The organism is Pannonibacter sp. I15F10I1, from assembly GCF_900185665.1.
Taxonomy (GTDB): Bacteria; Pseudomonadota; Alphaproteobacteria; order Rhizobiales; family Stappiaceae; genus Pannonibacter; species Pannonibacter indicus.
Genome location: NZ_FYAN01000007.1, coordinates 139,431 through 154,952, shown reverse-complemented (window position 1 = coordinate 154,952; position 15,522 = coordinate 139,431). Strand labels below are relative to the sequence as shown.

Annotated in this window: 14 protein-coding genes; 5 read left to right on the top strand and 9 right to left on the bottom strand. The window is 64.5% G+C overall.

The window, feature by feature from the left end; translation table 11 throughout:
* Positions 1-8: 8 nt before the first annotated feature.
* Both IF10I1_RS05265 and IF10I1_RS05260 read right to left on the bottom strand, forming a co-directional pair.
* The gene (locus IF10I1_RS05265; RefSeq protein ID WP_186393877.1) at positions 9-788 is read right to left on the bottom strand and encodes an SDR family oxidoreductase; all 780 of its coding nucleotides are present in this window, start codon (positions 786-788) and stop codon (positions 9-11) included.
* Positions 785-1,108 carry a nuclear transport factor 2 family protein gene (locus IF10I1_RS05260; RefSeq protein WP_186393878.1) on the bottom strand — a complete coding sequence of 108 codons (324 nt, stop codon included), beginning with the start codon at positions 1,106-1,108 and terminating at the stop codon, positions 785-787. Before IF10I1_RS05260 ends, IF10I1_RS05265 begins: the two co-directional genes overlap by 4 nt.
* A 47-nt stretch (positions 1,109-1,155) precedes the next feature.
* Between IF10I1_RS05260 and IF10I1_RS05255 the strand changes: the two genes are divergently transcribed.
* Positions 1,156-2,106, top strand: coding sequence for a LysR family transcriptional regulator (locus IF10I1_RS05255; protein ID WP_094462099.1), 951 nt, complete (start codon positions 1,156-1,158; stop codon positions 2,104-2,106).
* A gap of 102 nt (positions 2,107-2,208) precedes the next feature.
* Here the strand turns inward: IF10I1_RS05255 and cydX are convergent, their stop codons facing one another.
* From cydX to cydD, 5 genes are all read right to left on the bottom strand, one after another.
* Positions 2,209-2,322: a cytochrome bd-I oxidase subunit CydX gene (gene cydX / locus IF10I1_RS05250; RefSeq protein ID WP_019962693.1), complete on the bottom strand. Its 114-nt coding sequence runs from the start codon at positions 2,320-2,322 to the stop codon at positions 2,209-2,211.
* 12 nt (positions 2,323-2,334) lie between these two features.
* Complete coding sequence (cydB, locus tag IF10I1_RS05245; protein WP_186393879.1) at positions 2,335-3,489, bottom strand: cytochrome d ubiquinol oxidase subunit II; 1,155 nt, start codon at positions 3,487-3,489, stop codon at positions 2,335-2,337.
* A 4-nt stretch (positions 3,490-3,493) separates the two neighbouring features.
* Complete coding sequence (locus tag IF10I1_RS05240; protein ID WP_186393880.1) at positions 3,494-5,077, bottom strand: cytochrome ubiquinol oxidase subunit I; 1,584 nt, start codon at positions 5,075-5,077, stop codon at positions 3,494-3,496.
* Between the two features lie 256 nt (positions 5,078-5,333).
* On the bottom strand, positions 5,334-6,998 hold the full coding sequence (gene cydC, locus IF10I1_RS05235) for a thiol reductant ABC exporter subunit CydC (protein ID WP_186393881.1): 1,665 nt from the start codon (positions 6,996-6,998) through the stop codon (positions 5,334-5,336).
* Entirely contained in the window at positions 6,995-8,803 is a 1,809-nt protein-coding gene (cydD, locus tag IF10I1_RS05230; protein WP_186393882.1) for a thiol reductant ABC exporter subunit CydD, read from the bottom strand. The genes cydC and cydD overlap by 4 nt, the downstream gene beginning before the upstream one ends.
* Before the next feature lie 411 nt (positions 8,804-9,214).
* Here cydD and IF10I1_RS05225 point away from each other — a divergent pair, with 411 nt between their 5' ends.
* On the top strand, positions 9,215-9,700 hold the full coding sequence (locus tag IF10I1_RS05225) for a glyoxalase superfamily protein (protein ID WP_186393883.1): 486 nt from the start codon (positions 9,215-9,217) through the stop codon (positions 9,698-9,700).
* An 81-nt stretch (positions 9,701-9,781) separates the two neighbouring features.
* On the opposite strand, the gene IF10I1_RS05220 is transcribed toward IF10I1_RS05225, so the two are convergent.
* Positions 9,782-11,281 carry a CoA-acylating methylmalonate-semialdehyde dehydrogenase gene (locus IF10I1_RS05220; protein ID WP_186393884.1) on the bottom strand — a complete coding sequence of 500 codons (1,500 nt, stop codon included), beginning with the start codon at positions 11,279-11,281 and terminating at the stop codon, positions 9,782-9,784.
* Positions 11,282-11,414: 133 nt separating this feature from the next.
* On the opposite strand from IF10I1_RS05220, the gene IF10I1_RS05215 reads away from it, so the two are divergent.
* Positions 11,415-12,296 carry a LysR family transcriptional regulator gene (locus tag IF10I1_RS05215; RefSeq protein ID WP_186393885.1) on the top strand — a complete coding sequence of 294 codons (882 nt, stop codon included), beginning with the start codon at positions 11,415-11,417 and terminating at the stop codon, positions 12,294-12,296.
* A 12-nt stretch (positions 12,297-12,308) separates the two neighbouring features.
* On the opposite strand, the gene IF10I1_RS05210 is transcribed toward IF10I1_RS05215, so the two are convergent.
* A complete protein-coding gene (locus IF10I1_RS05210; protein ID WP_186393886.1) occupies positions 12,309-12,830 on the bottom strand; it encodes an AAA family ATPase in 522 nt (173 codons plus the stop codon).
* Between the two features lie 122 nt (positions 12,831-12,952).
* Here IF10I1_RS05210 and IF10I1_RS05205 point away from each other — a divergent pair, with 122 nt between their 5' ends.
* Both IF10I1_RS05205 and IF10I1_RS05200 read left to right on the top strand, forming a co-directional pair.
* Complete coding sequence (locus tag IF10I1_RS05205; protein ID WP_094462104.1) at positions 12,953-13,879, top strand: pirin family protein; 927 nt, start codon at positions 12,953-12,955, stop codon at positions 13,877-13,879.
* 117 nt (positions 13,880-13,996) lie between these two features.
* Positions 13,997-15,499 (top strand): ABC transporter substrate-binding protein, encoded by a 1,503-nt coding sequence (locus IF10I1_RS05200; RefSeq protein WP_186424386.1) that lies wholly within the window; start codon positions 13,997-13,999, stop codon positions 15,497-15,499.
* The last annotated feature ends 23 nt before the right edge of the window (positions 15,500-15,522 follow it).

Sequence of the window (15,522 nt, the reverse complement as noted above, 5' to 3'; positions counted from 1 at the left end):
AGTGGCGGCTACACCGTCGGCACGGTTCCCCCGTCGATGGTGTATTCGCTGCCGGTGATCGAGGCGGCGCGGCTGGAGGCCAGGAAGGCGATCAGATTGGCGACCTCCTCCGGTTTTGCTGGTCGGCCCAGCGGAATGCCCCCCAGCGCGTCCATGATGATCGTCTTGCCGCCCTCAAGGTCCGTGCCCGCTTCTCTTGCCAAACGCTGCGCCAGATGAACCGAGGCTTCCGTCTCGATCCAGCCCGGCGACACCCGGACCACCCGCACGCCCTTGGGTGAAACCTCCTTGGAGAGGGCCTTGCTGTAGGCCGACAGCGCCGCCTTGGCTGCGGCATAGCCGGTGGTGGCTTCCGGCAGCGGCATCACGCTTTGGATGGAGGTGACATGCACGACCACGCCACTTCCCCGGGCCGCCATCTCCGGGACCAGCAGCCGGTCCAGCCGGACGGCAGGCAAAAGATTGAGCGACAGTTCCTGCTGCCAGTGATCCTCCGTCAGCGCCGCAAAGCCGCCGCCGGGGGCTGACGAGCCCCCCAGCATGTGGACGATGACATCTGTGCCGCCGAGCCGTTGACGTGCAGCCTCTGAGACGGTTTCGCATCCCTCAAGGGTGGTCAGGTCCGCTTCGACGAAAAGCGCCTCCGGCAGGCTTGCCGGACGTGCCCGCGCCGTGGTCAGGACCTGCGCACCCAGCTCGCGGAACAGGCTCACCACCGCAGCACCCGCCCCCTTGGTTCCGGCGGTGACGAGAACCCGCTTGCCCTCCAGATCGAGAAAGCCGCTCATGCCGTGATCTCCAGCGCGGTGATTTCACCGTCCCTGAGGGTGAAGGTATAGGAGAGGATCAGCGGGCTGCCGGGAAACTGGCCGCTGACCCTCGCACGGACGAAAGCCTTGCCGTCTCCTGAGGTGGCTTCAAGCGGCTCGGCAACAAACTGGGATGCGGCCTTGGCTGCGCTCCACCAGCTGCGAATGGCAGCCGTGCCCTGATGACGGGCGCCTTCGTCCTGCACGACCGCGTCCGCTGCGAAGGTGTCCGACAAGGCATCTGCATCGTTGCGGCTGTCTGCGTCAAAAAACGCTTTCACGATACCGGGCATATCCATCGTGTGTCTCCTTTTCCGATGACACGACTTTAGCCCTCAAGCATTGTATGGATAAGCAGGACAAAGATGCATATCGTGATGAATGGAACGGGACAATGGAACAGGCCAGCCTGAGGGAACTTGAAGCGGTCATCGCCATTGCACGGCGGGGAACATTCCGGGCAGCGGCGATCGAACTCGGCATGTCGACGACGGCGCTCAGCCACACGGTCAGCAAGCTGGAAGCGGGGCTGGGCGTGCGGCTGTTCAACCGCACCACGCGCAGCGTTTCGCTGACGGAGGCCGGCCGGCTTTTCGTGCAGCAGATCTCGCCTGCGCTCCAGGACCTGCATACGGCTTTGGACTGCGTCCGTGCGCAACGCGGCACCCCGTCCGGAACGATAAGGATCAACGCCGCGCCCTTTGCAGCCCGCGCGATCCTTTCGCCGCTCGTGCTGGAATTTCTGCGCCGCTATCCGGAGATGCACGCCGATATCGTCACCGAAGGAAAGATGGTCGATATTGTCCGGGACGGGTTCGATCTGGGCGTCAGGGTTGCGGGGCTCGTTCCGAGCGACATGATCGCCGTATCCCTGGGCCAACCCCAGCGGCATGCGGTGGTGGGAAGCCCTGCCTATTTCGAGAAACATGGCCGGCCGATGGTCCCGCCCGATCTGCTCAATCACCGGTGCATCCGCGTCCGCCTGCCCGATGGCGCGCTGTTCCGCTGGTGGTTCGAAAAGGAGGGGGAGCAGCTGCATCTTGATGTGCCGGGGCCAATCACCCTCGATGAGGCGAGCCTCGTGCGGGCAGCCGCGCTTGAAGGCACCGGTGTGGGCTATACGATGGAACAGGAAGCGCTTGCGGACATCGAAGCGGGACGCCTTGTCCGGGTCCTAGAGGACTGGACACCACCCTATCCGGGGCTGTGCCTCTATTATCCCGGCCGCCGCAATCTTTCCGCTGGTGTGCGGGCGTTTCTGGACCTTGCCAGGGAATATGCGCGCCGCATCGGATGAACGGTGGAACTGTACGGGTCTGCCAACACAGAGACCACGAAACAACGATGCCACGGCCGTAGCCGTGGCATGAGGCAGCACTGGTGGGCTGCTTCTTCGTTCTCAGCTTGCCTTCTTCTGCTTTTCAGTGTCCTCGCGCATTTCAAGCCACATGGCGTTGAGGATGGCGAGGCAGCAGGCCAGAGGCATACCGAGGATCCAGGCGAAGTACCACATGGGCAGGTTCCTTCAGTAAGAGGCGTGATCGTTGGCGACGCTTTCCTCGCTCACCTTGCCCCACAGCACCCGGTAGACATAGGCGGTGTACATGAGGATCAGCGGCAGGAAGATGATGGTCGCAACGAGCATGTTGAAGAGGGTGGCATGGCTTGAGGGCGAGTCCCATACCGTCAGTCCGGCCTGCGGCTGCAGCGAGCTGGGCAGGATGAAGGGGAACATGGAAACGCCCACCGTGGCGATGATGCCGAAGACGGCCAGCTTCGAGGAGATGAAGGTCAGCGCCTCGAAGCGGGTGTTGAGGCCGATGAGCGCGCCCACTGCCCCGGCAAAGCCGAGCACGGGGGCAAGGATCATCCACGGATAGAGGCTGTAATTCTCCATCCAGGCGCCGGGCGCCCGTTCCACCACCTTGGCCAGCGGGTTGGCCTGCATCTGCGGGTCAATGGCGCTGGTGATGCGGTAGCCCTCGACAAAGCCGGAGGAGACGGCAAGGCCGCCCAGCGCAAAGAGGACGATGACAGCGAGCGCGGCAACCGTGCCGTAGAAACGGCCGCGCTTCGCCACCACACCATCGGCCTTGAGGCCGAGCCAGGCCCCGCCGTGCATGACCAGCATGGCGACGGACAGCAGGCCGCAGAGCAGCGCAAAGGGCGAGAACAGACCGAAGAAGGACCCGGAATAGGTCATCCTCAGGTCATTGTCGAAGCTGAAGGGTACGCCCTGCAGCGCGTTGCCGACGGCCACGCCAAACACCAGCGCAGGCACGGCACTGCCGGTGAACAGCGCCCAGTCCCAGCGGCTGCGCCAGACCGGATCCGGGCTCTTGGAGCGGTACTTGAAGGCGACGGGCCGCAGGATGAGCGCGGCCAGCGCCACGAACATGGCAAGGTAGAAGCCGGAGAAGCTGACCGCATAAAGCGCGGGCCAGGCGGCGAAGATGGCCCCGCCGCCCAGCACCAGCCACACCTGATTGCCTTCCCATGTGGGGGCGATGGAATTGATGGCGACGCGCCGCTCGATATCGGAGCGGCCGACGACCGGCAGAAGGGTGCCGACGCCCATATCGAAGCCGTCCGTTGCGGCAAAGCCGATCAGCAGGATGCCGAGCAGGCCCCACCAGATGAGCTTGAGGACGGAATAGTCGATGAGTTCATAAAGGACCATGGTCTTACTCCGCAGCAATCTGGATGGGACGGGGCGAGGTCATGCCCGTCTCGGGAAGGGAGGGCTCTTCGGGCCCCTTGCGGATGTATTTCAGCAGCAGCTTCACCTCGATGACGAGGAGCGCGGTGTAGAGCGCCACGAAGCCGGCCAGCGTCATGAGCACATCCCCGACCGTGAGGCTCGAGACACCGGCAGCGGTGGTCAGCATGCCTTCGATGATCCACGGCTGGCGGCCATATTCGGCGACGAACCAGCCCATTTCCGCAGCGATCCAGGGCAGCGGAATGGACCAGACGGCCACATGCAGCAGCCAGCGGTGGTTCTTGCGGACCTTTTCCAGCTTGCCGGCTGAAGTGAGGTAGAAGAACACAGCCGTCAGCAGGATGAAGAAGAAGCCGCAGGCGACCATGATGCGGAAGGCATAGAACATCGGCCAGACATTGGGCACCGTGTTCCAGGCGGCCGCGTCGATCTGAGCTTCCGTCGCCTGTGTCAGCGTGTCCGTGTGGGGCTCAAGCAGGTAGCCATAGCCCAGATCCTGCACATGCTGCTGGAACAGGGCCCGCTTTTCCGGCGTGTCGTCTCCGGCGCGGATCTCGCGCAGGGTCTCAAGGGCAATGGCGCCGGAGCGGATGCGGTCCTTCGACTGCTCCACCAGTTCCTTGATGCCGGGCATTTCCTGATCCAGCGAGCGGGTGGCGATGAGGCCCATCACGTAAGGCACGTGGATGGCGAAGCTGTTCTCGCGCTTTGCCATGTCCGGAATGGCGATGATGTTGAAGGAAGCAGGAGCGGGCTCGGTTTCCCACATGGCTTCCATCACGGCCAGCTTCATCTTCTGGTTCGTGTTGGCCTCGTAGCCGCTTTCATCACCCAGCACGACGACAGAGAGGGCAGAGGCAAAGCCGAAGGCGGCGGCCACGGCGATGGAGCGGCGGGCCAGCTCCAGATGGCGGCCTTTCAGCATGTACCAGGCCGACACACCCAGCACGAACAGCGCCGCCGTGACATAGCCGGCGGAGACCGTGTGCACGAACTTGGCCTGTGCCACCGGGTTGAAGATCACGTCATAGAAGCTTGCGACTTCCATGCGCATGGTGTCGATGTTGAACACCGCTCCTACCGGGTGCTGCATCCAGCCATTGGCGACCAGGATCCACAGGGCGGAGAAATTGGTACCCAGCGCCATGGCCCAGGTGGCGGTCAGATGGCCGCGCGGGGTCATCCTGTCCCAGCCGAAGAAGAACAGGCCGACGAAGGTTGCCTCGAGGAAGAAGGCCATCAGCCCCTCGATGGCCAGCGGCGCGCCGAAGACATCGCCCACATACTGGCTGTAGTAGCTCCAGTTCATGCCGAACTGGAATTCCATGGTGAGGCCTGTGGACACCCCCAGCACGAAGTTGATGCCGAACAACGTGCCCCAGAATTTGACCATGCGCTTCCAGATCTCGCGGCCCGTCATCACATAGACGGTTTCCATGACCGCCAGAATGACAGAGAGCCCGAGGGTGAGTGGCACGAAGAGAAAGTGATAAAGCGCAGTCATGGCAAACTGCAGACGAGAGAGTTCTACGACCCCGATATCCATGGCTTGTCTCCCGTCCCGGACTGGCGCGAGAGCCCCATCTCGCGTTCCACCGGTGACATAGTTTCGGATTTGACGAACTATAATAGAACGCTGGTGGACGTTTTGTTACCAACAGTTGCCGCGGCGGTTTCGCGCAGGGGCAACAAGGTTCAGCCCGTAGGGTATTTCAGACTGATGACGCCTTGATTTCAAAGGTTTCGCCCCCTCTTGATACGTACAAGCCCCGATTTCAGACAATAGATGCGCCTGATCGAGATCAAGACTGGCGGAAGTGCAGAACACGGGTGGCGCGGTCCATTTCACGTCTGTGATGCGAGATCATCAGAACGGCAGAGTCGCCGCGCAGGATTTCGATCGTGTCGAGCACGCGGGCAGCGCTTATCGGGTCAAGCCCTTCCGTCACCTCGTCCAGCAGCCACAAGCAGGGGCGCTGCAAGAGCGCCCGGGCCAGCGTGAAGCGCCGGGCCTCGCCGCCGGAAAGGCCGGTGCTGCCCTGCCCCAAGGGGCTCAGCAACCCCTCCGGCCGGGCAGCGATGACATCCTGAAGACCCACCCGCTCCAGCGCCTGCCACATCTCGTCCGGGGTAGCCTCCGGGGCGGCAAGACGCAGGTTTTCGGCCACCGTCCCGGCGAAGAGGACGGGCTTTTGCGTGACCACGGCGACAGAGCGGCGCAGGGCGGCCTCCTCCAGAGCTTCGAGGGGCTGCCCCTCCAGCCAGATCCGGCCGCTGTCCGGCGGCATCAGGCGGCTGGCGAGGGCCAGAACCGTGGACTTGCCGCAGCCGCTGGGTCCAGCAAGGCAAAGCCATTCGCCCGGCGCAACCGTGAGGCTGAAATCCTCCAGCACGGGGCGGATGGCGCCGGGATAGGTGAAGCTGACCGATGAAAGTGCCAGCACGGCGCCAGCGGGGGCGGTTCCGGCATAAGAGGCCGCAGCAGGTTCCGCCGGACGGACATCCGCACCGGCGGCAAGCGGCACCAGCCGGTCCGCCGCGCGGCGGGTGCGGGTGAAGGCGGCAAGGCCGGGCAGCAAGCCGGCCAGCGTTTCGGCCAAAGCCAGCGAGGCCAGAATGACACCTGCGGCAATGGCAGCGCCCGCCAGCCCGCCTTCCACTTCACGTGCCATCACGGCCAGCGCAATGGCGGCAATCGCTTGCCCCGAGGCCATGACGGCAAGTTCCGCACGGGAGGTGACATGCTCGATGCGGCGGGCAGCCTTGGCGCGGCGCCGGTCGGCGGAAAGAACCGCCCCCACCGGCTGGTCAAGACCGCCATAGACGGCAAGGTCACGGCGGCCAGCCACGAGATCAACGGTGCGCAGACGGATGGCTTCTTCTGCCGCTTCTGCGCGGCGCGCTTCACCAGCCATGACCGGCGCCATGACACGGCGGGCAGCGCCCAGTAGCACCAGCGGGCCAAGCAGCACCAGCAGCAGGGCGGCGGGCACAAGGCTGGCAGCCATGAGCGCCGCCACCGCCAGCACGGCGGCAAGGGCAGCAGCAGGCACGGCAAGGCGCAGATAGACCCGGTCGAGCTGGTCGATATCCAGCGTCAGGCGGGAGAGCTTCAGGCCGCTGCGGCTCTGCTGGGCGCTGGCAGCGCGACGATGCGCGAAGCCGGTAAAGACACGGGCGCGCAGGTCCGCCAGAAAACGGAAGGTGGCGTCATGGGTCAGCATCCGCTCGCCATAGCGCCCGGCGGTGCGGGCAATGGCAAAGGCGCGGATGAGCGCGCTGGGGACGAAGAAATTCAGCAGCGTGCCGGCCACCCCGGCGAGGGCGGAGGCGGTGATGAACCAGCCGGACACGCCAAGCAGCAGGAACCCCGCCAGCGCGGGGACGAGGGCCGCCGCGAGCCCCAGAAGGAAACTGGCGCGGCCAGCGGCGAACTGCAGGCGCAGGAGTTGGAGAACGGAACTCATTCGGCCACCTCCGGCAGGCTCTGGGGCTCAAGATCGAAGACCCGGCCCGGCAGCGCGAGCAGCGCCGGATCGTGGCTGGCGATGAGCGCGCTGCGGCCCCGGCACAGGACTTTCAGGCCCGCGATGACGACGGCCGCTGTGTCCTCATCGAGCCCGGCGGTGGGCTCGTCTGCGAGCACCAGCAGCGGATCAGGCCGCAGCATGGCGCGGGCAAGGGCAATGCGGCGCGCTTCGCCAACCGAAAGGCCGAAGCCATCCTCGCCGAGGCTGGTCGCAAGGCCGCGCGGCATCTGTTCGACAAGAGTTTTAGCCCCTGCCAGTTCCAGCGCAGCCCAGATGTCAGCATCTGTGGCGTCTGGCGCGGCGCGGCGCAGATTGGCGCGCACGGAACCGAAGAACAGGCGCGGGTCCTGCGACAGCCAGGCAATGCGGCTGCGCCAGAGCCCCTGGTCCAGCGCGGAAAGCGGCGTGCCGCTGATCAGGATTTCGCCCGACAGCGGCGGATTGAGGCCGATGAGCGCATCCATCAAGGTGGATTTGCCCGAGCCGCTCGGTCCGCGCAGATGGAGCAACTCGCCGGGGCGCAAATCAAGATCAAGCCCGGCGAGCACTGGCCGGTCTTCATGGCCAAGCGTGACAGACCGGAACGTGACGGCCACCGGCCCGGCAGGCGGCGTCACGGCTGGCTGAGCTGGCGCGGGAGCCGCATCCTCCTCCGCCATAGGCAGCTGTGCCAGATGGGCGGCTGCGGCCTGCGCCCCCGCCTTGTCGTGATAGGCAGCGGCAAAGGCCCGCAGGGGCGAGAAGAATTCCGGTGCCAGCAGCAGCACGAACAGGCCGGACCACAGATCAACCGGCGCACCCCACGTGCCGAAATTGAGCTGCCCGAGCAGGGAGAAGCCGACATAGACGGCGACAAAGGCAACGCCCAGCGCGCTGAACAGCTCCAGAACGGTAGAGGAGAGGAAGGCGATGCGCAGCACCTTCATGGTTGCCACACGGAAGGACTGCCCGGCCTCTGCCACCTGCCGGCCCGTGCGCTCTGCCGCGCCCAGAAGCTTGAGGGTTTCGAGCCCCGCCAGCCGGTCCATGAGGAACCCGCCAAGCCGGGTCAGTTCGCCCTGCTGTTCGTCAGAGGCCGATTGTGCCCGCATGCCGATGAGGGCCATGAAAAGCGGGATCATGGGACCAGCCACCAGCAGGATCACGGCTACGAACCAGTTGACCCAGAAGCTGATGAGCAGGATCGCCAGCGGCGCCAGAACCAGCCGGATGCGGATCGGCAGGAAGCGGCGGAGATAGGGGCCGACCGCCTCGACCTGATCGGTGACGGCGGCCGCTACCGCGCCGCTGACCGGCAGTTTTGCGGCAGGCCCCGCCTTGGCAAGGCCGGTGAGCAGGCGGCGGCGCAGGGTGGTTTTCACCCGCTCGGCGGCCTCAAAGGCAAGGCGGCTTGCGGCCAGCGAGAGCGCGTAGCGCAGGACAGCCAGCAGGATGACAATGCCGGCCATCACCTGCGCCGTTTCAAGGGAAGACAGCGGCGTGGGCCAGCCGGGCAGCTTCAGGGCAACGGGAAAGGCAATCTGCACCACTGCCGTGGCAATGGCGGCGGCCTGGACAATCCAGAGACAATCAGCAAACCCGGCCAGCATCCCGGCCCGGGCGATGGTCCGGCGCTCCGGTGCCGTGATGGCGCGAAGAAGCTCCGTTCCGGCCGGAACGGGTTGTGCTGCGGCCTTGCCGGCCTCCACGCCATGCGCCGCGCAGCCGTCCGCTGCGGTGTGGGCGCTTGTCTGCTCACTCATGCGTTTCCTGACCGGCCGCACGAAGCAGCCTTGTCTGTCCCCCAACAGGGCCAGCCGCCATGCGGGTCACGGCAGCCAGCTTTACCTTAGTCCGGTTATAGACTGGCCACAGAGGGAGGCAACTTGGGAAAAAAACGCGTTTTGTCGCATTTGGATGAAGCGGTGAACAAGTTCTCTATGCCGGAGGGAAGGATAGGCGTATGATCCTGATCCGTTCCCTACCGCCTCGCCCTGCCTCTTGACACGGCCCGGCCATACACCACATCTGGGGCCGGTTCGAGGCACCGGCCGCTCGCAAGCTTATCTGTGGTGAAGCCCTCGTGAAGACATCAGCCAGACCAGCGCATGCGCTCATGGCAATGCGAGCACCCGTGGCTTTCTAGCATGCACATGCTGATGAAGGCAGATCCAATGACAAACAGAACACCTCCCGTGACAGCCGGGGATTACAAGGCGCAGGCCAAGAGGCTGCGCAACGCTATGGCCGCGCAAGGCACACCGGTTTCCCATTCCCGTGCGCTTGAGCTGATTGCCGAGACCCATGGGGCCCGCGACTGGAACACGCTTGCCGCCCGGGCGGCAGCACCGGTGTCAATGCGGCAAGCGGCAGAGATGGCGATCCCGCACTTCCTTCAGGTGAGCGCGAGGGTGCGCGGCCGCTATTTGGGCCAGCCGTTCGAGGGCACGGTTCTGTCCGTCTCCTCCATGTCTGGCGGCAAACGCTTCAGAATCGGTATCCAGTTCGACGAAGCCGTCGACGTGGTCACTTTCGACAGCTTCTCCGCCTTCCGCCGCCGCATTGCGGCAATGGTGGATGTGAACGGCGTTTCACCCCAGCGAAACTCCAACGGAGAGCCGCATCTGGTGATCGAGCCAGAGAACACGTTGCCGGTGTAGACGCCGCTGTGGTGATCGCATCGGTCAGAAGCAGAAAGGGCGGCCACCGGGGCCGCCCTTTCCAATTTGATCCGAACCAGTTCAGCGCATCGTCGGGATGACGAACTCGGCGCCGTCCTTGATGCCCGAGGGCCAGCGGGAGGTGACCGTCTTCGTGCGGGTGTAGAACTTGAAGGCATCCGGGCCGTGCTGGTTCAGGTCGCCGAAGCCGGACTTCTTCCAGCCGCCGAAGGTGTGGTAGGCGAGCGGAACCGGGATCGGCACGTTGATGCCGACCATGCCGATGTTGATGCGCGAGGCAAAGTCGCGGGCCGCGTCACCGTCACGGGTGAAGATGGCAGCGCCGTTGCCGTATTCATGGCTCATCGGCAGGTCGATGGCTTCCTCATAGGTCTTGGCACGGACGACGGAGAGAACCGGGCCGAAGATCTCGGTCTTGTAGATCTCCATGTCCTTGGTGACGTTGTCGAACAGGCAGCCGCCGATGAAATAGCCGTTCTCATAGCCCTGAAACTTGAAGTCGCGGCCATCGACGACGAGCTTGGCGCCTTCCGCAACACCCTTGTCGACGAGGCCCTTGACGCGGGTGTAGGCATCCTTCGTGACCAGCGGACCGAAGTCGATGTCGTTGCCGCCGGTGTAAGGCCCGATCTTGAGGCTTTCAACGCGGGGGGCAAGCTTGGCGATGAGGCGGTCGGCCGTGTCTTCGCCCACCGGAACGGCGACGGAAATCGCCATGCAGCGCTCGCCTGCCGCGCCATAACCGGCGCCGACCAGAGCATCCACCGCCTGATCCATATCCGCATCCGGCATGATGATCATGTGGTTCTTGGCCCCGCCGAAGCACTGCACGCGCTTGCCGGCCGCGCAGCCGCGCGAATAGACGTAATGGGCGATGGCGGTGGAGCCGACGAAGCCGACGGCCTGGATGATATCGTCGTCCAGAATGGCGTCCACGCTGTCCTTGTCACCGTTGACCACGTTGAGGATACCGGCGGGCAGGCCAGCCTCGATCATCAATTCGGCCAGCATCAGCGGCACGGAAGGGTCGCGCTCGGACGGCTTCAGGATGAAGGCATTGCCCGCTGCGATGGCCGGGCAGAACTTCCACATCGGGATCATGGCCGGGAAGTTGAACGGGGTGATGCCAGCGACAACGCCCAGCGCCTGGCGCATGGAATACATGTCGATGCCGGGGCCTGCGCCTTCGGTGAACTCGCCCTTCATCAGGTGCGGCACACCGATGCAGAACTCGGCCACTTCGAGACCGCGGATCACGTCACCCTTGGCGTCCGGAATGGTCTTGCCATGCTCGCGGGACAGGGCCTCGGCCAGCTTGTCCATGTCGCGGTGCAGAAGATCGACGAACTTCATCAGCACGCGGGCGCGCTTCTGCGGGTTCTGCGCGGCCCAGGCGGGCTGGGCGGCAGCGGCATTTTCGACGGCAGCGCGCAGCTCGGCCTTGGTGGCCAGCGCCACCTGCGCCTGAACTTCACCGGTTGCCGGGTTGAAGACATCGGCAAAGCGGCCAGACGTGCCCTCCACATGCTTGCCGCCGATGAAATGTCCGATCTTGCGCATCTGCTGTCCTCCGGGCTGAAGATGCCTCGCATGGCATCCCTTTTGATGCCCTTGTCTTGCCTGTGTTATTTTGCAAAAACAACAGCGCATTTCCCGCAACCGCTGTGCATTTTTGCACATCAAGGAGCGCAGCATGAACTGGGATGACCTGAGGATCTTTCTGGCTGTCGCCCGCTCGGGCCAGATGCTGGGCGCTGCAAAGCGGCTGGGGGTGAACCATGCCACGGTCGCCCGGCGGCTGACCGCGCTGGAAGACAGCCTGAACACACGGCTGGTGGAGCGCGGCACGACGGGATGCAGCCTGACGGAAGCGGGCGAACGCCTGCTGCCCGCAGCCGAGCGGATGGAGGCGGAATTGCTGGCGGCCAGTTCCAGCCTGTCCGGCACGCATCCGGGGATCAGCGGCACGGTGCGCATCGGCGCGCCGGATGGCTTCGGCGTCACCTATCTCGCTCCGCGGCTTGCCCGGCTGACGCGGGCGCATCCGGGGCTGACCATCCAGCTTGTCCCCATGCCGCGTTCCTTCTCGCTCTCCCGGCGCGAGGCGGATATTGCGGTGACCATCGAGCGGCCGGAGCATGGGCGGCTGGTGGCGGCAAAGCTCGTGGACTATGCCCTCGGCCTTTATGCCTCGACGGAGTATCTCGCCCGGCGCGGCGCGCCGCAGACGCTGGCGGATCTTTCTGAACATGATCTCGTCGGCTCGGTGGAAGACCTCATCTATTCCCCTGCCCTCAATTATGCGGCCGATTTTACCCGCAACTGGACATCGCGCTTCGAGATCGCCTCGGCGCTTGGCCAGACGGAAGCGGTGCGGGCGGGCGCAGGCATCGGCATTCTGCACGCTTTCATCGCCCGCAATGACGCAAACCTCCGCCCCGTTCTGCCGGAAGTGCAGGTGAAGCGGGCCTACTGGATGGTGACGCACGAAAGCTCCCGCCCGCTGCGCCACATCGCCGCCGTGCAGAACTTCCTGCGTGCCTGCGTGGCGGAGGACAGGGCGATGTTCGGGTGAGGAATGCCGGGCCTATGACCGCTTCACGGTTCCGAGAAAGGCCCTGACCTCAGCAAGGTTTTTCAGGCGGTGCACGGCCAGATGCGGCGGCGGGGATTGCCAGACCTCCAGCAGCTTGGCGCGGGCGGAGTGCCGGGCCGTCCAGATGAAATGCAGGAACTTGAGCGTTTCCTTGCTGAACTGCTCCGGGCAGCCTTCCGTCAGATCCGGACGGCTTTGCCCGCGGTAGCGCCAGCTGCGGCGCAGCACCCGGACCATGCGCAGCCAGACCGGCACATCAAGCCAGATGAAGGTATCCGCCCGGGCGATCCGTTCCGGATAGGTGCGCGAATGGCCGCCCTCGAAGATCCAGCGCTCCTGCTGGTGGACTTCGCTGGTCAAACGGTCCTTGTCTTCCTTGCTGCGCTCGACCCAGCCCGGCAGCCAATGGATCTGGTCCATGTGGAAGACGGGCAGGCCCGTGCGCTCGCCCAGTTGCCGCGCCAGGATGCTTTTGCCCGAACCGGGGCCGCCAACAATCATCACGCGCTGCATGTTCTGTCTCTGATGAAGTGGAAGGGAACGGGAGAGGAAACAGACTGTTCAATGGACAGGCCGGACGAAGAAGGCCACCTTAAAGTTCAAATATGGCAAGGGTTCGCACGAGGAGAAAGACGATGACCTGGCTGAATGCACCTGATCCGGTTCCCGGCGATGCGGCAAGCTGCGACCAGATCGAAACGGTGATCATGCCGCGCACGTCGGATCTTGGCGGTTTCGAGGTGCGGCGCGCCCTGCCCTCCACCCGGCGGCGCATGGTCGGGCCTTTCATCTTCTTCGACCAGATCGGTCCGGCGGAGCTGATCGTGGGCGGCGGCGTGGATGTGCGGCCGCATCCGCATATCGGCCTTGCCACCGTCACCTACCTGCTGGAAGGCGAGCTCTACCACCGCGACAGCCTCGGCTCCGACCAGCTGATCAAGCCGGGTGAACTGAACTGGATGTCCTCCGGGCGCGGCATCGTGCATTCGGAACGTGAGCGGGACGAGCGCAAGGCGGCGCCACGGCCCCTGTTCGGCACCCAGAGCTGGGTGGCGCTGCCCAAGCACCTGGAGGAGAGCGAGCCCTTCTTTGCCCACCATTCCGATGCGGCTTTGCCTGCCCTGAGTGATCAGGGAGCAACCGTTCGCATTGTTGCGGGCGGGCTTTACGGGGCGCAGTCGCCGGTGAAGACGGCAACCGATCTCTTCTTCGCCGATGTGCATCTGGAGGCAGGTGCCCGCATTCCGCTGGATGCAGGCTATGAGGAGCGCGCAATCTATATGCTGCAAGGCGAAGTCGAGGTGTCCGGCCAGACCTTTGGCCCGGCGCAGCTGCTCGTCTTCAAGCCCGGCGACCGGCTGGAGATCCGCGCCACGGCGAAGGGCCCTGCCCGCTTCATGCTGCTGGGCGGCGAGCCGATGGACGGGCGGCGCTACATCTGGTGGAATTTCGTCTCCTCGTCGAAGGAACGGATCGAACAGGCCAAGGAAGACTGGCGCAAGGGCCGCTTCGACATCGTGCCGGGCGATGAGGAAGACTTCATCCCGCTGCCCGAGGCATGAGTGGAGAGGCCTGACGGACAGGGCTGGCAGTTTTGCCGAGTTTTCACTTCCCTTCCCCGTGTGTGTGGTTAAACTCCTGATCACAAAGCGGAGTTCAACCGTTGGGGGGAATGGGAAATGACGCGGATTTCAGCCCTTGGCCTGCGCCGGATGGCGCTTTGCAGTCTCTCGGCATTTGCGATCCTTGCTGCAGTTCCCGCAGAGGCGGCGCGCACGGACGTGACGCTCGGCGTACGGCTGGAGCCGCCCCATCTTGACCCTACCGCAGGCGCGGCAGCCGCCATTGACGAGGTGGTGTTCATCAACCTCTTTGAAGGCCTGACACAGGTTGCGGCCGACGGCACGGTGAAGCCCGCGCTGGCCGAAAGCTGGACCATTTCGGATGATGGCAAGACCTACACATTCAAGCTGCGCGAAGGTGTGACCTTCCACGATGGCACCAGCTTCGACGCCGAGGACGTGAAATTTTCGCTGGAGCGGGCCAAGGCAGACGGCAGCGTCAACGCTCAGAAAGCCCGGTTCGAGGCGATAGACAGCGTCGAGGCGAGCAGCCCCTCCGAAGTGATCATCACCCTGAAGCAGCCGGTGGGCGATTTCATCACCCTGCTGGGCACCGGCGACGCTGTGATCGTAGCGCCGGAAAGCGCGGAGACCAACAAGACGGCTCCCGTCGGCACCGGGCCTTTCCGCTTCGGCCAGTGGGTGCAGGGTGACCGGGTGGAACTGCAGAAGAATGCGGACTACTGGGGCACGCCGGTGAAGCTGGACAAGGCGGTGTTCAAGATCATTGGCGACAATGCCGCCTCTTTCTCGGCGCTGATGTCGGGCGATGTGGACGGTTTCCCGATCTATCCGGCGCCGGAGAACCTGCCGCAGTTCGAGGCGGATCCACGCTTTGCCGTGGTGGTGGGCACCACCGAGGGCGAGACGGTGCTGGCCACCAACAATGCCCGCAAACCGTTTGATGACCTGCGGGTGCGGCAGGCCATCGCGCATCTGATCGACCGGCAGGCGCTGATAGACGGAGCGCAGTTCGGCTATGGCACGCCCATCGGCTCGCATTTTGCCCCGCATGCTCCGGCCTATGAAGATCTGACCGGCACCTATCCCTTCGACGTCGAAAAAGCCAGGGCCCTGCTGGCGGAGGCCGGCTATGCGGATGGCTTCAAGGCAACGCTGAAACTGCCGCCCCCGGCCTATGCCCGCCGCAGCGGGGAAATTCTGGCCGCCCAGTTCAAGGAAGCCGGCATTGAGCTGGAGATCATTCCGCTGGAATGGGCGCAGTGGCTGGAGCATGTGTTCAAGGGCAAGGACTATGACCTCAGCATCGTCGCCCATACCGAAGCCAATGATATCGATATCTACGCGCGCGATGACTACTACTTCAATTACAAGAACCCCGCCTTCAACGAGCTGATGGCAAAGGTCAGCGCCACCAGCGATGAGGCCGAGCGCGGCGCGCTGCTGCGGCAGGCGCAGGAAATGCTGGCGAAGGATGCCGTCAACGGCTTCCTGTTCCAGCTGCCCAAGACCGGCGTGTGGGACGTGAAGCTGAAGGGCCTTTGGGAAAACGCGCCCGTGCAGGCCAATGACCTGACCGGCGTCTATTGGGAAGACTGAGGCGCATGGGGGCCAGCACGCAT